Source organism: Maritimibacter harenae (genome assembly GCF_009882975.1).
Lineage (GTDB): Bacteria > Pseudomonadota > Alphaproteobacteria > Rhodobacterales > Rhodobacteraceae > Maritimibacter > Maritimibacter harenae.
Map to the genome: position 1 here is coordinate 293 of NZ_WTUX01000007.1, position 17,607 is coordinate 17,899.

17 protein-coding genes and 1 pseudogene are annotated in these 17,607 nt (G+C 60.8%); 3 read left to right on the forward strand and 15 right to left on the reverse strand.

Annotated elements, in window-relative coordinates; genetic code table 11:
• Positions 1 to 17: 17 nt before the first annotated feature.
• From GQE99_RS04000 to GQE99_RS04055, 12 genes are all read right to left on the reverse strand, one after another.
• A complete protein-coding gene (locus GQE99_RS04000) occupies positions 18 to 722 on the reverse strand; it encodes an IS6 family transposase (RefSeq protein WP_161350301.1) in 705 nt (234 codons plus the stop codon).
• Between the two features lie 68 nt (positions 723 to 790).
• Entirely contained in the window at positions 791 to 1,975 is a 1,185-nt protein-coding gene (locus GQE99_RS04005; RefSeq protein WP_161350302.1) for an acetyl-CoA C-acyltransferase, read from the reverse strand.
• A 43-nt stretch (positions 1,976 to 2,018) separates the two neighbouring features.
• The gene (locus tag GQE99_RS04010; protein ID WP_161350303.1) at positions 2,019 to 3,323 is read right to left on the reverse strand and encodes a TRAP transporter large permease; all 1,305 of its coding nucleotides are present in this window, start codon (positions 3,321 to 3,323) and stop codon (positions 2,019 to 2,021) included.
• Positions 3,316 to 3,858 (reverse strand): TRAP transporter small permease, encoded by a 543-nt coding sequence (locus GQE99_RS04015; protein WP_161350304.1) that lies wholly within the window; start codon positions 3,856 to 3,858, stop codon positions 3,316 to 3,318. The genes GQE99_RS04010 and GQE99_RS04015 overlap by 8 nt, the downstream gene beginning before the upstream one ends.
• A 16-nt stretch (positions 3,859 to 3,874) precedes the next feature.
• Positions 3,875 to 5,005, reverse strand: a complete 1,131-nt coding sequence (locus tag GQE99_RS04020) for a C4-dicarboxylate TRAP transporter substrate-binding protein (protein ID WP_161350305.1) — start codon at positions 5,003 to 5,005, stop codon at positions 3,875 to 3,877.
• 81 nt (positions 5,006 to 5,086) lie between these two features.
• A complete protein-coding gene (locus tag GQE99_RS04025; protein ID WP_161350306.1) occupies positions 5,087 to 5,857 on the reverse strand; it encodes a crotonase/enoyl-CoA hydratase family protein in 771 nt (256 codons plus the stop codon).
• On the reverse strand, positions 5,854 to 6,630 hold the full coding sequence (locus GQE99_RS04030; RefSeq protein ID WP_161350307.1) for a nuclear transport factor 2 family protein: 777 nt from the start codon (positions 6,628 to 6,630) through the stop codon (positions 5,854 to 5,856). Before GQE99_RS04030 ends, GQE99_RS04025 begins: the two co-directional genes overlap by 4 nt.
• Entirely contained in the window at positions 6,627 to 8,159 is a 1,533-nt protein-coding gene (locus GQE99_RS04035) for a long-chain-fatty-acid--CoA ligase (RefSeq protein ID WP_161350308.1), read from the reverse strand. The genes GQE99_RS04030 and GQE99_RS04035 overlap by 4 nt, the downstream gene beginning before the upstream one ends.
• Positions 8,160 to 8,177: 18 nt before the next feature.
• A complete protein-coding gene (locus GQE99_RS04040) occupies positions 8,178 to 9,353 on the reverse strand; it encodes an acyl-CoA dehydrogenase family protein (RefSeq protein WP_202530576.1) in 1,176 nt (391 codons plus the stop codon).
• A gap of 17 nt (positions 9,354 to 9,370) precedes the next feature.
• A complete protein-coding gene (locus tag GQE99_RS04045; RefSeq protein WP_161350309.1) occupies positions 9,371 to 10,255 on the reverse strand; it encodes a 3-hydroxyacyl-CoA dehydrogenase family protein in 885 nt (294 codons plus the stop codon).
• Entirely contained in the window at positions 10,245 to 11,852 is a 1,608-nt protein-coding gene (locus GQE99_RS04050) for a flavin-containing monooxygenase (protein WP_328794043.1), read from the reverse strand. Before GQE99_RS04050 ends, GQE99_RS04045 begins: the two co-directional genes overlap by 11 nt.
• Positions 11,853 to 12,090: 238 nt before the next feature.
• Entirely contained in the window at positions 12,091 to 12,714 is a 624-nt protein-coding gene (locus GQE99_RS04055) for a TetR/AcrR family transcriptional regulator (RefSeq protein WP_161350311.1), read from the reverse strand.
• Between the two features lie 124 nt (positions 12,715 to 12,838).
• Between GQE99_RS04055 and GQE99_RS04060 the strand changes: the two genes are divergently transcribed.
• The gene (locus GQE99_RS04060) at positions 12,839 to 13,786 is read left to right on the forward strand and encodes an alpha/beta hydrolase (RefSeq protein WP_161350312.1); all 948 of its coding nucleotides are present in this window, start codon (positions 12,839 to 12,841) and stop codon (positions 13,784 to 13,786) included.
• A 333-nt stretch (positions 13,787 to 14,119) separates the two neighbouring features.
• Here the strand turns inward: GQE99_RS04060 and terL are convergent, their stop codons facing one another.
• The 3 genes from terL to GQE99_RS04075 form a co-directional block, all read right to left on the reverse strand.
• Complete coding sequence (terL, locus tag GQE99_RS04065) at positions 14,120 to 14,863, reverse strand: phage terminase large subunit (RefSeq protein WP_328794044.1); 744 nt, start codon at positions 14,861 to 14,863, stop codon at positions 14,120 to 14,122.
• A gap of 175 nt (positions 14,864 to 15,038) precedes the next feature.
• A complete protein-coding gene (locus GQE99_RS04070; RefSeq protein ID WP_161350314.1) occupies positions 15,039 to 15,398 on the reverse strand; it encodes a hypothetical protein in 360 nt (119 codons plus the stop codon).
• 78 nt (positions 15,399 to 15,476) lie between these two features.
• Positions 15,477 to 15,686 carry a hypothetical protein gene (locus GQE99_RS04075; protein ID WP_161350315.1) on the reverse strand — a complete coding sequence of 70 codons (210 nt, stop codon included), beginning with the start codon at positions 15,684 to 15,686 and terminating at the stop codon, positions 15,477 to 15,479.
• A gap of 1,032 nt (positions 15,687 to 16,718) precedes the next feature.
• Here GQE99_RS04075 and GQE99_RS04080 point away from each other — a divergent pair.
• Positions 16,719 to 17,054: a YegP family protein gene (locus GQE99_RS04080; protein WP_161350316.1), complete on the forward strand. Its 336-nt coding sequence runs from the start codon at positions 16,719 to 16,721 to the stop codon at positions 17,052 to 17,054.
• Between the two features lie 62 nt (positions 17,055 to 17,116).
• Positions 17,117 to 17,272: pseudogene (locus GQE99_RS04085) on the forward strand (IS5/IS1182 family transposase); the annotation flags it as partial.
• Positions 17,273 to 17,607: the final 335 nt, after the last annotated feature.

Genomic DNA, 17,607 nt, shown 5'->3' on the forward strand with positions numbered 1-17,607 from the left:
GGCAGGTTCGCTGTCCCTTATTCCGCGCAGAGACCACGCCACTCGGTCAGAGCGGCGGCGCGGTTGGCCTTGAAAACGGATCGGCTCGAGAGGCTGCGTTCCTGGTTGAAGTGGTTTGAGACTGAGGCGTGGACTGAGGCGAATTTCTGGAGACTTCGCATGCGCCGGAACCGAAGCATGGCCCTTTCGCGTCGTCGGAATGGTAGATGCGAGTTCTCGGCTCGGTTGTTCACCCACCGCCCCGTTTCCTGTCGTGCGTCAGCTCCGAGCTCTTTCAAGGCGGCACCATAAGACCGGAGCCTATCGGTCACGATCGTCGCCGGTCCACCATGCTTGCGCATTGCTTTCTTTAGAAACTTCAAGGCCGCCTGCCGGTCCCGGGTCTTGGTAACAAAGCTCTCCAGGACCTCTCCTTCGTGATCCACAGCGCGCCAGAGGTAGTGCCGTTCCCCGTTGATCTTCACGAACATTTCGTCGAGGTGCCACCGCCAGCGACTGGACCGCATCCCGTCAATCCGGCGCTTCCGGATCTCGGCAGCAAACATCGGCCCGAACCGATGCCACCAGTACCGGACGGTCTCATGGCTCACGTCGATCCCGCGTTCATGGAGCAGGTCCTCTACATTTCGCAGCGAGAGCGGAAATCGAACGTACAGCATCACCGCCAAACGGATGATCTCGGGCGACGTTTTGAAATACCGGAAGGGACTTGGCTTGGACATGCCAGAACGCTAGCCAGCGCCCTGCCCCGCCTCAAGCCAAGTTCCTCTGACAGCGCCCTCCTCCTGCTTCAAGCTACTTCAAAGAGCCCTGCAGCCCCCATGCCGCCGCCAACGCACATCGCAACCACGACATATTTCGCGCCGCGACGCTTGCCCTCGATCAGCGCGTGTCCGACAAGGCGGGCACCGGTCATGCCGTACGGATGACCCACCGAGATGCTGCCGCCGTTGACGTTGTAAATGTCCGGATCGATGCCCAACTTGTCGCGGCAATAGAGCGCCTGGCAGGCGAAGGCTTCGTTAAGCTCCCAGAGGCCGATGTCGTCGACATCCAGCCCGTGCTGTCTTAGAAGCTTCGGAACTGCATAGACCGGGCCGATCCCCATTTCCTCTGGTGCACAGCCCGCCACGGCCATGCCGCGGTAGAAACCCAGTGGTGCAAGCCCCCGACGCTCTGCTTCCTTACCTTCCATAAGGACGAGCGCGCTAGCGCCATCAGAAAGTTGGCTCGCGTTACCCGCTGTTACGAGACCGCCCTCAAGGACAGGGTTCAGGCCAGCCAAGGACTCGGCCGTGGTGGAGGGCCGGTTGCCCTCGTCCTTGGTCAGCGTAACCGGTGTTTCGCTCACCGCGCCTGTCTCGCGGTCCTTGATCAGCATCGTTGTCTCGAACGGCACGATTTCGTCGTCGAACCGCCCAGCCTCCTGCGCCGCCGCGGTGCGCTGCTGAGACTGAAGGGCGTAAGCGTCCTGTGCGTCGCGGCTAATGCCGTATTTCTTCGCGACCACCTCGGCGGTCTGGAGCATGGGCATGTAGGCATGCTCGACTTTTCCCGTGACATTGGGATCCTTCGCGGCCATCGCAGCCTCGAAATACGGACCTTGGACGGCCGAGATATTTTCCTGTCCACCTGCCATGGTGACCTGCATTCCGTCGACCATGATCTGCTTGGCAGCCGTGGCCACAGCCATAAGGCCCGACGCGCATTGGCGGTCCATGGTCTGGGCGGCGACCGACACAGGGAGGCCGGCTGCAAAGACCCCGTTGCGAGCGATGTTCATGCCCGCCGTGCCGGACGCTAGCACCGTGCCGATGACAGCATCCTCCACCTCTGCACCCTCGATGCCCGCGCGGTTCAGAGCGTGCCGCATCGCATGGCCCATGAGAGTGGGGGATTTGGTATTGTTGAGCGCCCCCTTGAAAGCGCGGCCGATGCCCGTGCGGGCGGTGGAAACGATTGCGGCGTCTCTCATTCGAGTCTCCTTTGATGTCGGCCCGGCATGGGCCGGTTTGTTTTTAGAAAAGCGATGGGATTCCGAGGATAATCCCCGGAAAAGCGATCAACAGGCCAAGCAACGCCACATCCATGACAAAGAACCAGAGCACGCCACGGAAAACCACCGACGTTGGCGCGGCCTTGCCGACCGTGGAACTGAGCACGAACACGTTCATCCCAATGGGTGGTGTGATCATCCCGATCTCGAGCAGCTTGGCCACGAAAACGCCGAACCAGATCAGGTCCACGCCGGCTGTATGTACCAACGGCAGGAAGATCGGCAGAGTGATAAGCATCGCCCCGATCGGCTCCAGGAACATGCCCAAGGCCATGTAGATCAATGCGATACCCATTAGGAGCAGCACAGGTTGCTCGTTCAGGAAAGCGACTCCGTCCGAGATCATGAAGCCGACGCCCGACATGGTCAGGAACCGGGTCAGCATGCTGGCGCCGATGGTGATGATGAAGAGGCTGCCGCAAGTGACGAGAGTTTCGGTGATGGACGCGCGCAGTACTCGGAAGGACATCTCGCCTTGGAAAAGCGCGACTACCAGGGCCAGCATTGCACCGACGGCGCCCGCCTGCGTTGCGGTAAAAAGACCTGCGAAGAGACCGCCAAGCACGCCCACGATCAGGAGCAGGATGGGACCCGCGCCCAGCAGAGCGCGGAGCTTCTCGGCCCATGTCACTTCTTCCTCGACGGACGGCGCCAAAGATGGACGTATTCTCACCCGCAGCAGGATCACCAGAACATAAGCAATGGCAGTGGCAATGCCGGCCCCCACACCGCCCAAAAACAAATCGGTGATTGATACTTGGGCAACGACACCGAAAACGATGAGCAGGATGCTGGGTGGAATGAGCGCACCCACAGTGCCGGCGGCCGCGACAGTGCCGCCTGCAAGGCTGCTGTCATATCCATTTCGAAGCATCTCCGGCACGGCGACTTTACCCATGGCCGCTGCACACGCGACCGAGGAGCCTGTAACGGCAGCGAACCCTGAACAGCCGAAGACCGAGGCGATTGCGAGACCGCCGGGAAGGCGCGACAGCCAGAGCCGCGCAGCATCGAAGAGGCCCCGCGTCAAATTCGCGTGAAAGCAGACATATCCCATAAAAACGAACATCGGCACGGAGCTTAGCGTCCAGTTCGAGATGAAACTGAACGGCACGACCTCCATCATGCCCCAGGCGGCGGCCGGGCCGATCAGGGCGACAAGGCCTAGGTAGGATACGAGGATCAACGCGATAGCGATCGGCATGTTTGCCGCGATCAGGACGATCAACCCCACGATACCTGCGGCTCCAATCATTGCGTCAGACATCGTCGCGCTCCTTTCCGGCTTCCACCGGTTCCCGCAGCACGGGTCCACCGGCGATGCGCGATAGCACCTTGACGACAAGCAGAAGCGCTACAGCGGCGAAAGCGGCAGGAAGCATGAAGTAGCTCGGCCAAATGAAAATTTTGCTGGTCTGTTCAACCACATATGCGGTCGTCTCCAGCTTCTGCGTGGCCTGTTCCCAAGACTGCGCGGCCAACAGCACGTAGACGCCCGCAGTCGCGATCATGATCAGTACCTCCAACCAACGTTGCACCGCATTCGGCAGGCGCGCTGTCAGAAGGTTCACGCCGATATGGGCGTCGCGGAACTCAGCCGCATAGATCGGCAGGAACGCCACGGCAATCATGTAGTAATTCGTGACGATCGCGCTCGTGGTGGCGATTGGCGCGTTGAATAGAAGGCTCGCGATGATGTCGCCGCTAATATGCAGCATCATCGCCACCAGCCCCAGAGAGGCGATGGCGATGAGCGCATTGTCCGCGCCCCACGCGATGCGGTCGATCCAGCTCGTTTTCATGGACGCGGACATTTCGTTAAAGGCCGTAGCTGGATTCGTCTATCTTCGAGAAGATCTCGGAGCGGTAGACATCGGCGATTTCTTCGGCCGTCCAATCACGGTCCATCGGCAGCAGGCCTTCCCACTTGGCGACCAGTTCCTTGAAGCGCTGGATCTTCTCACCGGCATTCTCGATGCCATGGGTCTCGGTCGCGATCTTGGCGATGTTCTCCAGATCCGCCTCGATCACGGCGTTCGACTTCTCCAGGGCTTCCGGAGATGCCTCATGCACATTTATGCCCTGCTCGCGGGCAAGCTCTATGTTCTCAGCCACGTCGTTGGCAAATTTCCAGGTGGTGGCCGCGTTTCCAAGCGCCGCGGCGTCCAAGTAATCGCGCCGCTGCTCGTCGCTGAGCGATTTCCAGAAGTCGCGGTTCACGCTCATCACATCGAGCCCGTGGACTGTGCCTCCCGGCATGTTCGTGGTGACGTCGGTGGCCACGTCGATCAGGCGGATTGAGCTCAGCTCCGACGGCGCGTTCATCGCCCCGTCGATCGTGCCCTGCGAAACAGCCTCGAAGATCTCATTGCCCGAGAGGCTCACGCCAACGGCACCCATGGCGGCCGCCCAGCGCGACCAGGCGCCACCCGCCGCACGCAGTTTCTTGCCTTCGAGTTCGGCGACAGTGGTCATCGGCGAGGTGCCTAGAATGCCGTATGCGCCAGTCGACGCGTTGCCGAGGGGCACTTGGTTGTTGCGCAGGCGCTCTTCGACACAGGGCTCACAAGTAACGATATACTCGCTCATGGCGCCCGCCATCGCGAACGGGTTCTTGCCAAGCATGGCAAGCTCGATCGGTAGCATCGCCTCGGGCAGGTCCGAGGGGAAGTAATTCAGGACGAGGTAGCCCCCATCCACGACACCGTCTCGCATGCCGCCGAATGTCTGCTTCAGATCAAGAAGTGAGGGCGGAAAGATGCGCACGTTGAGATCTCCGTCCGTGCGTTCGGCGAGGTCCTCGGCGAAAGCTTTCACGCCATATTCCGCACCGCTTCCGGGCGGCACGCCGACCACGATCTTGACGTCGCGGGCCTGTGCCCCACCAACCGCTGCGAGTGTGAACGCGACAGCAGCTCCGCAGCCCAACAGTTTTGCCTTGAAGTCCATTTTAAGCTCCTCCCTTGAGTGACCCGATCCCCTAGGGGTGTCGGGGTCCGGCCAAACCCTTGGCCGAATTCGATGTGCCCCTCAGCGTCCGCGCCAGCATGGCGCGCGCTTCTCGGCGAATGCAGCCGCCCCCTCCCGGGCGTCCTGCGAATTGATGATCTTTTCGAGTCGTTCGTTCATGCGAGGCCATACCTCGCCCGCGGGCCAGCGCCCGCTCTTGGCGACTATCTCCTTGCTTGCCGCCAACGCCATCGGAGCATTCACCGCGATCTCCCGGGCGAGGTCGCGCGCCTCGTCAAGCGCGCCGCTTGCGGAGCATAACCGGTTCACTAAGCCCCAGCGCGCTGCTTCCTCCGCCGGGATCATCCGTCCCGTCAGCGCGCATTCCATCGCGATCTGGCGCGGTATCCGCTCCGGGAGGCGCAAAAGCCCCCCCGATCCCGCGATCAGGCCACGACGGACCTCTGGCAACCCGAACCGCGCTTCCTCCGACGCGACGATCAGATCGCAGGCCAGCGCGATTTCGAAGCCGCCTGCGAGTGCATAACCTTCCACGGCCGCGATCACCGGCTTGCGCGGCGGCGTCTGGATGATACCCGCAAGACCGCGTCCCTCTAGCTCGACCCGTTCGCCGTCGAGAAACGCTTTCAGGTCCATCCCGGCACAGAAATGATTGCCCACGCCGGTTAGAATGGCGCAAGACAGGGTCTCGTCGGCGTCGAACTCGTCCATGACATGCGCGACCGCCTCAGACGTCGCACGGTCTATCGCGTTGCGCCGCTCCGGTCGGTTGAGCTTGACGACGAGGACCGCGCCGTCGCGTTCTGTGAGGACGGTGTTGCCGACGCTCATGCCGCCTCCCTCCTGCGCACCCAGAGGCCCATGCGGTCCCGGATGACACGCCCAGAGACAACCTTGCCGTCCTCGACGCGCACGATCCCGTTGCAATCGAGCGTTTCCTCCGCCGGACTGCTGGCCGGGTCAGGGAGGCCGCCCCGGTAGGTGCCCGTCTGGCGCACGTTGAAAGCCACGTGATTGCCCGCGGAATGGAGCGCGCCCACTTCGGTCTGCATCACGTCGAATTCCAACGGGGTGCCGGTTATGTGCTCGTCGTCGCAGATGACGGCGGGGGTATCCTTCGGCCAGCGCCCCTGCAGCCAGCGCCGTACTGCGCCTTCCGCGTTATTGTTCGAAGACGCGGGCTCGACATCCCACGGAGCGACGGCAGGCGGATCGACCTCGTCGGCCTCGCCTGTCTTCAGCTGCCGGCGGCGAGTCATGTAATCTTCCTGCGCGACGCATCCAATAAGCACGTCGCCCTCGGAGCGGTAGATGCCGACCCCGGACCAGACCGCGGACTTCCCTTTGCTCATGCCATGCTCGCTGAACCAGATGGCCGCCCACCCGTCACCGGCAAGCGTCTGATGCACGGTCATGGCCATCCCGGGGAAGTTCTGCATCTGCACATCGACCGCCGGCAGCCATTCGGCATCACGCCCGGCCAGGACAACGTCACCGATGCTAAGCGCGTAGTCAGGCGCGCAGAACTCGCGTGCTGCGGCAGCGTCATGGCGATTGAAGTAATCGACCACCCACCGGCGTAGAAGGGCCAGGGTCGTCGTCATGACGTCGCTCCGTACGTGTCACGCATCACGTGCTTGAGCAACTTTCCTGACGCATTTCGCGGCAGGCTTTCGACGAAAACGATGCGGCTGGGACATTTGTAGGTCGCCAGGTTCTTGCGCGTGTAGGCGATCAGTGCACCTGCATCAGCCGCTTGTCCCGCCTTGCGTACGACCACTGCAAGCGGCGTCTCACCCCACTTCTCGTGCGCCACTCCAATGACGCCGACTTCGGCCACGGCCGGGTGACCGTTGAGGACGTTCTCGATTTCAGCCGGGTAGATGTTCTCGCCGCCCGAAATGATCATGTCTTTAAACCGGTCGAAGAGAAACACGTGCCCCTCTTCGTCGAGGTAGGCAGCGTCACCGGTGCGAAACCAGCCTTCGGCAGTAATTGCTTCGCGCGTCGCGGTGGCGTTCTGCCAGTACCCTTTCATCACCATGGGTGTGCGCAGCCAGATTTCCCCAACGTCGCCTGTCATGGCGTCCTTGCCTGTGGCGGGATCGACCACGCGTAGCTCCACCCAAGGCAGCGCACGGCCACAGGACTTCAGCAGCCCGCTGCGTGGCCCGTCGGGGTCATGGCTCTCGGGCTCCAGGATAACAACGGTGCCCGAGGTTTCTGTCATCCCGTAGGCATGCATGAACTTGCAGCCGAAGGCATCCATCGCTCTCCTGAGAAGCACGTCGCCCATCGGCGCGGCTCCATACATGAGAAGCTGGAGGCTTTGCAGGTCCGCATCGGCAACCTCTGGCGCATTCAACATGGACTGGACCACGGCGGGAACAAGGAACGTATGCGTCACGCGATGGCGTGGGATCAGGGCGAGGATCTCGAGCACGTCCACCTCGGCCATGAGGACCGTGTGTCCGCCCGCCAACATGGTGCTGCTGCCATAGCCGCAACCGCCAATATGGAACAGCGGCATGGCCACCAAATTCACACTCTCGCTGTCCATACCCCAAGCCTTAGCGAGTTCGCGGGTGTAGGACATGCCACGGTTGGTCAGCATGACACCCTTGGGCAAGCCGGTGGTGCCGGACGTATAGAGGATCAAGGCCGTTTCGTCGGGCCCGCCGGAGTGGCCGGGATCATCGCCCGATGCTGCCGCGCGCGCTTCATCAAAGTCGGGGCCGAACCGGAGCACGGGCACCTCGCTACTTTCGTCGGGTAGCAGGCCCTCACCGATTTCGTCGACGATGACCACGGAGGCCATACAATCGGACAAGATCTGCGCAATTTCGCGTTGAGAGAGGCGCCAGTTCAACGGGGCTAGTACCGCGCCGAGCTTGTTGCAAGCATAGATCAGCTCGAACATCTCGGGGCGGTTGCGGCTGATCAGCGCCACCCGGTCGCCAGGACCCACCCCCCGCGATGCCAGCATGTTGGCGGTGCGCGAGGTGGCGTCATGGAGTTGTGCAAAGCTATGGGTATCGCCCTTGAACGTCAGTGCCGGCGCGTCCGGACGTTCTTGGGCGTGACGCCGAATGACATCCGCAAAAGTATTGTATTCCCGAATGACGCCAGACATGTCCACCCTCCTAGATCCTCAGTAGCTTTTGGGCAGGCCCAGGGAATGTTGGGCGAAGAAGTTGAGAACCATCTCGCGGCTCACCGGCGCGGTTTTGTGCAGGCGCGCGATGAACCAAAGGTCGGCGAGCCCGTATTCGATGGCCAGCCCGTTACCGCCGTGAACCTGGATCGCCTGGTCGAGCGCCACGAGAGAGGAGTCGGCGGCCGCGAATTTGGCCATGTTGCTAACCTCGCCCGCCTCGGACGAGCCCGCATCGTAGAGTTCCGCGGCCCGCGCTGTCATCAGGCGTGCCTGCTGGACCGAGACGTAGGCTTGTGCAAGCGGGTGCGACACGCCCTGGTGTGCCCCGATCGGCACACCCCACACAGAACGTTCACCCGCGTACTGTGTCCCCTTCTCGATCGCGTAACGCGCTATGCCGTTGTTGATCGCGGCCGCGCATATACGTTCCGGGTTGAGCCCGGCGAACAGATGTTTAAGCCCCTGCCCCTCGGTACCGACCAGCGCATGTTTCGGGACCTGCACGTCGTCGAAGTGGAGAATGAACTGCGTTTCGGGCACGTGAAGAGCCGTTTCGATAGGCGTCTTGGTGATACCCGGCGCGTCGACGGGCACGAGGAACAGCGACAGCGCCCCGCGTCCGCGTTCGTCGAGCGTTTCGTCGCGTGCGACCACCATGATCGCATCGACCTCGTCCACAGCCGAGGTCCAGTACTTGTTCCCGCGAATGGACCAACCATCGCCGTTGCGCCGGCAGATCGTCGACACCTTGTGGGTATTGGACCCGGCATCAGGTTCCGTGATCGCGAAGGCCAAACGTTTCTTGCCTGAGGCGAGGCCCGGCAGCCATTCTAGCTTCATCTCATCTGTGGCATGCTTCTGGATGATCGGCGCGCAAATGGAGCCGATGACGAGCGAGAGGATCGGACAGCCCTGGGCTGCCGTCTCTTCCACAATGACGTTGTAGTCGGCCATGCCGCCTCCGCCGCCCCCGTATTCCTCGGCAACATGAACGCCAAGGAAGCCGGCGTCACCGAGCGCGTCCCAGAGCTCCACAGGCTTGGCGTCACGCTTGTAGACATCCTGAAAGTACTTGCGCCCGAACCCTCCGACCAGCTTGCCAACGCTGTCGCGCAGCATCGCGTGATGTTCGGCAGTATCGACGAGTGACGAGTTGAAGAGATTTCCCATGCGCGATGCGTTCCCTCTTATTGCGTTTGTGCCGTCTCGGGCCATTCGTAAAATCCCTTTCCCGATTTGCGTCCTAGTTCGCCCCGGGCCACCATGTCCTGAAGAAGCTTCGGCGGCGCGAAATGGGGGCCCAGCACGTCTTCGAGGTGACGAGCGATGTCTAGCCGCACGTCGAGACCTACGACGTCGCTTAGGCGAAGCGGCCCCATCGGGTGCCGGTAGGCCGTTTCGATCGCGCGGTCGATGTCTTCAGGACTGGCCACGCCGTTTTCGACCATCCGGATCGCTTCGAGCGCTTGCACAAGGTCCAAGCGGCTCGTCGCGAAACCTGGGACGTCTGAAACCACGGCGGACTTCTTTCCAATACCCTCGGCAAAGCCTTGCGCCTTGGCGATGCTGGCATCGCTCGTGAGCGAACCGCGCACGATCTCCACCAGCATCAAGGACCACACGGGATTGAAAAAATGCATGCCAAGGAACGTCGAAGGGGTCTCAACCGCTCCGCTGAGGTCGTCAATGGACAAGGCGCTTGTATTCGACGCGATCAGGGCCGGGGCGCGTTCCGAGATCTGCGAGAGCACCTTTTCCTTCAAGACCCGCTGTTCCGGTACGGTTTCGATGGCCAGATCGACCCCCTCGGGCAACTCTTCAACGGCCGCCTTGACCGACACGGCGGAGACCCGGTCCCGGGCAAGGTCGGCTGCGATCTTTCCGCGCTCCACGGCGGTACGCGCGGCGCTGCCCATGGTGACGAAGGCGGCTTGGCGGCGGTCGGCGTCCGGTTCCACCAGATGCACGTCATAGCCACTCATGGTGAATACGTAGGCGATGCCCACGCCCATGGTGCCGCCGCCCACAACGGCAACGCTTTCGCGGGGGTTCCAGGACGCGTCAGTCGGCATCCTGCGTCTCCGGTTGGGTGGCAAGGGGAGTGCTTCGCAGTGCAAAGCCCACGTAATCGTCCGCGGCGCATTGCTCGAGCAGCCGGCGGTAATGACGCACGCCGCCAGAGTAGGGCATGAAAACCTTGGGTTTTCCTTCGACTTCACCGCCGTTGTAGAAACTCTGCGCGGTCATGTAGAGTGTTTCATTCACCCGCTCGGCGACATGCCGGTTCCACGCGGCTTCCGCCTCACGCGTCACCTCGATCTCGCGCACACCGGCATCGCGAAGGTGCGACAGCAGTTCGGTCATCCAGTCGACCTGAAGTTCGGTCGAAACCATGACATTCGACAGGACCGTCGGGCTGCCGGGTCCCCCGACGATCAGGAGATTGGGGAAGCCCGCGGTGCCCAAACCCATGTTCGTAATCGGACCCGCCGCCCATTTCTCCTTGAGCGTCACGCCACCACGCCCCGCGATGCGCGGCTTGAGCAGAGCCCCGGTCAGCGCATCGAACCCAGTCGCGAATATTACGAAGTCGAGCGGGTAATGCTTTTGGGACGTGCGGATTCCGGTTTCGGTGAAGGCCTCAATCGGGTGCTCCCGGATGTCGGCAAGGTCGACATTGTCGCGGTTGAAGGCCTCGAAATACCCACTATCCACAGTGGGGCGGCGCGTGCCGAAGCCATGCGTGACCGGCATCAGCTTTTCGCGGACCTCGGGGTCCTCGACCCGTTCGCCCATTTTGCGGCGCAGGAAGTCGGACGCGACGCGATTGGCATCCTTGTCGAGAAGGATGTCCGGGTAGGTCAGCGCGAAGCCGAATCCGAGCCGGTGGTAGGCTTTCTCGAACGCTTCCTCGCGCTCTTCATCGCTCACTTCGAGGGTCTTCTTCTTGCCAGGCTGGAAGCCGAGCCCGGTGGGCGAGTTGCGGGTCATCTCGCGGCGTGCTTCGTAATCCGCCTTTACAGCGCGGTCTTCTTCTTCCGTGAGTGGTGCATTTGCGGCCGGTACGCTGAAATTGGCGGTCCGCTGGAAAACCGTGACGCGCTCGGCGATCTGCGCGATGACCGGGGTCATCTGCATGCCGGATGACCCGGTGCCAATGATACCGACGCGCTTGCCCGTGAAGTCGATCTCGCGGCGCGGCCACATGGCGCTCACAATCGTCTCGCCCTTGAAGCGGTCCTGCCCCGGATAATTCGGCATCTTCGGCGCGGAAAGCTGCCCGAGACACAGCACGAGGTAGCGGCTGCTGGCCTTGCGACCGTCATGCAGCGTCAGTGTCCAGGTCGCACTTTCTTCGTTGTAGTCGGCCGCTTCGACACGGGCGTTGATCGTGATGTCACGGCGCAGGTCAAAGCGGTCCGCTACGTGATTCAGGTAGCGCAGGATTTCGGGCTGGGTCGGGTAACGCTCGCTCCAAACCCATTCCTGCTCCAGCTCCTTGGAGAAGCTGTAGGAATAATCGAAACTTTCGACATCGCACCGTGCGCCTGGATACCGGTTGTGGTTCCAGACACCGCCGATTTCATCGGAAGCCTCCAAGACCTGCGCGTCGAAGCCGGCCTTGCGCAAGGAATAGAGGGTGCGAAGCCCCGCGATTCCAGCGCCCACGATCAGGACGTCACGATATTCCAATACTGGTCCTCCCTTACGCCAGCCCTGTCACCCCGAGTCAGGATAACGACGCCGAACTCTAGGCAGCGTAAGGTTACTCATCAGTATCTTTCAAGTACTAATTGGTTTTCCGGTCGCGAAATCTGCCTTGAGCTTCAGCGAAACGCAGAGAAGCCCGCCGCGCACAACTGGCGTTGCGTCGGGACAAGTCTTTGATTTGTTTTTGAACTTTACCTCAAGCCGTAAGGCGCACGCCGCCCGAGCGAAGCAGGTTTAAAATCACGGCCGTCATCCGCTCCGTAAGCTCCTCCGGGGACAGTGGGCCTTCAGGGTGAAACCAGAAAGTCAGCCAGCTGACCGCACCGACGATCGCGAAAGCGGAGATTCGGGGGTCAGGTACGTCAACTTCGCCCGCTTTCTTGCCGGCTTCGAGGACGCCCTGCACTTGCCCCATGAACTTCTGGCGAAGGGCCGCCAAGCGGTTTGCGTCTTCCGGCAGCAGGTTCTTTTCTTCGCGGATGTGGATCGCGATGCTTTTCTGGGCTGCGATGATCGCTTCGACATAGCGCGGCACGAAGATGCGCAGTGTCTCGGCAGGTCCGGCGTTCTGTGCCAGCGCCGCCTCCATTTCGCCCAACGCTCCTTGGATCCCTTGCGCGCAGATCGTCGCCAGGAGCATATGTTTGTTGCCGAAATTCTTGTAGATGAAGGGCTTCGTCACCCCAAGTCGCTCCGCAACGTCGTCGAGTGTGCTGTTGTTGTAGCCCTTCTCGTAAAACAGGTCCGTGGCTGCCTCCAATGTCCGCGCCCGTTTGAAAGCGGCGACTTCGTCGTTGATGGTCGGACGTGCCGTTTTCATCTTTGGAACCCCTGTAGTTGGATTGAGTCCTGGGTGGCAGCTCGGATCGTGGACCAGCTTGTTCCAGGCACGCCTCACTGTTACTAAATAGTACGAAACTCTACTCTTCTACAAGGCAGTCGTCATGGCAATCGACCCGATATACGAGCACTTCGTTGCAGATCCACGCAACACCGTGCGGCCCCCGCCCCCCGAAGTCCCAATGGAAAAGGTGCGGCGCGCGGCGAATGCGGCCATGGATCAAGGCGACACACCGGAAATGGCCGTGCTGGCAGACGAGATCATCGAGAGCGGCGGGTATCCCGTCGCGATCCGCCATTACCGCCCCACCGACGCGCCGGAATTGCCGGTGATCTTCTTCTGCCATGGCGGAGGCTTCGTTTGGGGCAACATCGACACGCACGACGGCATTTGCCGAAGACTTGCCGCTGCGACAGGCGCGGCCGTCATAAGCATCGACTATCGACTTGCACCGGAGTACCCCTACCCTACCCCCGTCCAAGACACCCTTGCAGTTGTGAACGCGGTCCTCGACGACGCGGACGCCTACCGAGTGATGGCGGAGAATTTCGCGCTCTGCGGGGACAGCGCGGGCGGCAACGTCATGCTGTATGCGTGCCTGCAACTGGTGGCTCAGGGTCGCGCGCCCAGCCAACTTGCCTTGCTCTATCCGGCGCTTGACCCGGCCTGCGACAGCGCGAGCCAGGCAGAATTCGCTGACGGTCCTCTCTTGACCCGGGACGCGATGAAATGGTTCTGGGACTGCTATCTGGGAGCGGATCAAAATGGCAATTACCGGATGCCAACACAGACAGAAATTCAAGGCCTGCCGCCAACGACGATCTTGACCGCCGAGATTGATCCGCTCCGCGACGAGGCAGAGAAATTTGCCACCCAGCTGGCCGAGGCCGGTACCACGGTGCGCACTACCCGATGCGAAGGCCTGCTCCACGGCTTCCTATCGCTTCCGGTCCAACCTCCAACGGTCGCGCGACATTTGCAGTATGAGGTCTACGCACCGCTTCAAGAGGCACTATCGACTCGCCCTGGAAAAGTGGAGAGCACCAACTGAGGTACTGCCAGAACAAAACTTAGTGCCTATCCTAAGCCGCCCCCGAGAAGCGGCGCTTAATCAATAATCAGTTGTTTGCTTGACTATTGCCAAGCATGTGAAGGCGACCGGCACTGGAATTCCCGCTTCCAACCCTACTCGATCAATTTCCTCTGACAAGACCGTCCAGCCAGTCCTTGCCTGCAAACCACTCGTGGCGCCAAGTCGTTACTCGCTTATGCACTTGACTAGGGCCAAGCGTGTGTAGGCGACACGTTTTGTCCTAACAGTACCCTAATGACCGCGCGACCACGGCCACGTGCAACCCACAGCCCGCCATAAGGCGTCTGCTCCCTATCGACGCGGGCGCCGCTCGCGCCGCGCCATGACCTTCTCACGTCGCCCGACATTGATCGGATGATCACGGCCAAGGGCAGAAAAGAACCTGTGAGATTGCAACCAGTTGATGAACTGGCTGAAACTGTCCACCTGGTCCTTGAGGTTGCCCCGAGGGAAAGCCTGCAGTTCACGTTTGAACGCGGGTAGCCAATGGGCTTCGCGCGGCAAGTAGATCTTTCCCGCCTCCACGGCAGCCAAGGAGCGGTTGAACCGGATTTCCTTGTCCTCATAGGGGGTCTCGGCCAAGAACCGTGCCCGATCCTCGCGACGGCAATCCTGCAGAAGGGGAATGCCCGTCGCGGCCTTCTCGATGATGACCTCGTCGGCCCGCCACTCGTCGGCGCTGCGGCGCACCTTCTTCAAAAGATCCGGATAGTCCAGCCGATCGCGGAAGACGTCCAGCAGGTGCCACACGTTGTCGGTGAAGCCCCAGGTCGTGCACACCGAGCATGCTGCGTTCGGGTTGGCCGACATCCCCGTGTCCCAGCTCTGGACAACCAACTGGTAACGGTCACGCTGCAAGCGCTCCTCGTAGGTCTTGAACCACTCCCACTTCAGCGGCGAGCCATCGGGGGCAATCGGGTTCTGCTGGTACTGGCAGTTGAACACCACCGAGCCCATTTCCTTGCGGCTTTGTTCCAGCCACTCGAGGTCCGCGCGCTCCGGAAAGAGCGCCTCGCCCCTCGCACGCGTGTGCACCAAGCCGCCGCCGATCGGGATCTCTTCGTCTTCCTCAGCAATCGCGCGCAGGTTCAGTTGGCGATAGGTCCCCTTTTCAAGCAGAACAGTAGTTGCTGCCAGACGGGGCCGACCGCTGGGAGTCTGTGGAGAGCTTCAACACCTAGTTTATGGTGCCGTGTCCACTCACCCCACCTCAGCTAGCCACCCGACGCTCAACCAGTGCGACGAGGCCCTGGTACAAGTGCGCATCGCCTTCAGTTTCGGCATAGGTGAGTGCTCGTTCCCACCAAACGCATTCGTCATCGGGACAAATCCTGTTCAGCCTCCTCAGAAGGCTTCCGTCAATTCCATCCACAGGCTTATCAACAGGGCCCTGCCCAGTGGGAGAAGCCTTGTGAAGCTCGTCCAATGCCTCACTAAGCTTGGGATCGCGTCGGCGTACCGCAAAGAGCATCAAGGCCAGAAGGTTTCTGCTTCGTTGATCAAGCTCTTTGATGACACCGAGAAAGGCGTCGATGTCGGCCTCCGAAACACGATCCTTGGTCCACTTCATCAATTCCTCCGCAGGCGCTCTAGCGGGACGCTCTAGGAACAGTAAGCCTGGAACGTGGGCACGACACAACCTAGCAGCCTATCCGACGCCGGCGTTCAGCCAAGCAAGCGCTTCTGTCTCAGTGTCAAAGACCTTTACTTCGTCAACCTTCGAGCGCTCGCCTGGCATTTCGACATGCTCTTTGCCTTTGTACTGAACAGTCTTTGCGCCATCCGAAGTTTGGCCTACCTTTGCCCAGACCTCACGAGCGCCTTGACGTTCGAGTAGTTCCCAATCGGTATCGGTCAAACATCCCCCCAATTTGCATCGTCATGGCCCTCAACGTCGACAGGTCGCCCAATGTTCCAAATCGGTCAGCTACCGGGGCAATCGAACGGCTAAAGAAATTGACCGTGCGATGTTGCCGGTGTTGCCTTTGCCGCATCGGCTGAGATCACGGACCCGGCGGCCCACTTGACTTAGAGCCTCAAAAAAGAACAAACAACAACAAGAATAAAGCCCCCAACTTTTTGAACTTGCGTCCGCAGACCCCACCCCCTTCTGAATAGCGGCGAAACGCTAGCTCCCGCTTTGGCGCTGGGAAAGGCGGAACAGTTCGGCCTTCGACACCCAACCTAGGATGACGCCTCTCGGTCGAGGGCACGGTCAGAAGAAAGTTTGGTGCCTGTCCTTACCCGGCAAAAACTGGTGGCGACAAGTCAACACTCACTTTTTTGCTTGACCGAGGCCAAACGCGTGAAGGCAACGTGACCTGCCACGAGCTACAAAACTTCCGCCTCAAGCTCTAATGGATCGAATTCCTCTGACAAGACCGAACTGGTGCGCCAGACACCACACGGTTCTCGTACGGATCGATCTTCTAGCCTTCCACACGCGCGAGGCCCTGCAGCAACGTGTCAGCAAGGCCGCCGATGTAGAGAGCCTCTATTTCGTTCGCCTACCGTTCCGGTACGCCGTGTCCTCCCCAATTTTCGCCCGGAGTCGGTCGCCACGCGCGCCGCGCGGCGTCCCGGATCAATCGTGCGATCGCGCTGCACGGGGGTAAACGCGCAGCCGACCGCTTACGCCGAGGCTTCGGGCACCAAGGTGAACTGACCTCTCTCTGATAGTGGTCTATGACCATTGCAGGAGCGGGTGACAGCGATAGCCTTCAAACAACTGGTTTCAGTCGCAACTTGCCCAATGTCTACCTCGTGGCTCAAATCGGGCTGCCACAGTGTCTTGCATTCCATCGTCCTGCAATCGAAATATTCTTGCAACAACTCAGATGCCTGACGCATATTTGTATCCGTCGGCATGGCAATTTCAGGAGTTTTTTTGATGGCTGGGAAATTCGAGCTCTACACTGATAAAGCCGGTGAATACCGGTTCCGCCTCAAGGCTGGGAACGGCGAAATCATCCTTGCAAGCGAGGGCTACAAGCAGAAATCCAGCGCAGAGAACGGAATTGACTCCGTGCGCAAGAACGCTCCAAACGACGCGCGGTATGAGCGCAAGGATACCGCGTCCGGCAAACCGATGTTCAATCTAAAGGCAACCAATGGCCAAGTCATTGGCACAAGCGAAACCTACAGCAGCGCCTCGGCGCGCGATGCGGGGATTGAATCTGTGAAGAAGAACGCGCCCGACGCCACAGTCGAGAATCTGTCGGCTTAGGCTCAGGCTCCGTTGTTTCCAGCAGAACTGCATGATTCACTGCGGAAAAATAGAGCGGTGATATGTCTAATCTCTTCTGGATGGGCAACACGCAGGTGGCGCGTCTGGAGCCCTACCTTCCGAAGTCTCATGGCAAACCGCGCGTCGATGGTCGGTGCGGCCTGAGCGGGAATATCTTCATTTATCGCAATGGACTGCACCGGCGAGATGCGCAAAAAAACAAGGCATCAAACGCTCTGCGTCCGCTCGTCAGTGCTCGTCGCATCGCTTCCCGCCGACATTCCGGCTTCGGTCGTTGCCCTTCGGATATAGATCCCCCCGGTTCCTCAGTTGGTGCTCTCCACTTCTTAAGGGCAAGTTCATTGGGTTCCTGCTCTGCGGCTGGGCATTCTTACCAGGTTGGCGGCGGCATCAAGTTGGCACGCGTTGCGGGTCCATCACTCGAACTGAGGCCACACAGCACGTATCCCTCCGGCGGAGGCCGTCTGACGGGATTTCGGCGTCGGTGCTAAGTCCGACCTTATGGCCGACTATAAGTTCAGACCCGAGATCG

Bases quoted from the DNA above. Each gene is read 5' to 3' on its own strand.
- GQE99_RS04000 (WP_161350301.1), bottom strand. From the start codon at position 722: ATGTCCAAGCCAAGTCCCTTCCGGTATTTCAAAACGTCGCCCGAGATC.
- GQE99_RS04005 (WP_161350302.1), bottom strand. From the start codon at position 1,975: ATGAGAGACGCCGCAATCGTTTCCACCGCCCGCACGGGCATCGGCCGC.
- GQE99_RS04010 (WP_161350303.1), bottom strand. From the start codon at position 3,323: ATGTCTGACGCAATGATTGGAGCCGCAGGTATCGTGGGGTTGATCGTC.
- GQE99_RS04015 (WP_161350304.1), bottom strand. From the start codon at position 3,858: ATGAAAACGAGCTGGATCGACCGCATCGCGTGGGGCGCGGACAATGCG.
- GQE99_RS04020 (WP_161350305.1), bottom strand. From the start codon at position 5,005: ATGGACTTCAAGGCAAAACTGTTGGGCTGCGGAGCTGCTGTCGCGTTC.
- GQE99_RS04025 (WP_161350306.1), bottom strand. From the start codon at position 5,857: ATGAGCGTCGGCAACACCGTCCTCACAGAACGCGACGGCGCGGTCCTC.
- GQE99_RS04030 (WP_161350307.1), bottom strand. From the start codon at position 6,630: ATGACGACGACCCTGGCCCTTCTACGCCGGTGGGTGGTCGATTACTTC.
- GQE99_RS04035 (WP_161350308.1), bottom strand. From the start codon at position 8,159: ATGTCTGGCGTCATTCGGGAATACAATACTTTTGCGGATGTCATTCGG.
- GQE99_RS04040 (WP_202530576.1), bottom strand. From the start codon at position 9,353: ATGGGAAATCTCTTCAACTCGTCACTCGTCGATACTGCCGAACATCAC.
- GQE99_RS04045 (WP_161350309.1), bottom strand. From the start codon at position 10,255: ATGCCGACTGACGCGTCCTGGAACCCCCGCGAAAGCGTTGCCGTTGTG.
- GQE99_RS04055 (WP_161350311.1), bottom strand. From the start codon at position 12,714: ATGAAAACGGCACGTCCGACCATCAACGACGAAGTCGCCGCTTTCAAA.
- GQE99_RS04060 (WP_161350312.1), top strand. From the start codon at position 12,839: ATGGCAATCGACCCGATATACGAGCACTTCGTTGCAGATCCACGCAAC.
- GQE99_RS04070 (WP_161350314.1), bottom strand. From the start codon at position 15,398: ATGAAGTGGACCAAGGATCGTGTTTCGGAGGCCGACATCGACGCCTTT.
- GQE99_RS04080 (WP_161350316.1), top strand. From the start codon at position 16,719: ATGGCTGGGAAATTCGAGCTCTACACTGATAAAGCCGGTGAATACCGG.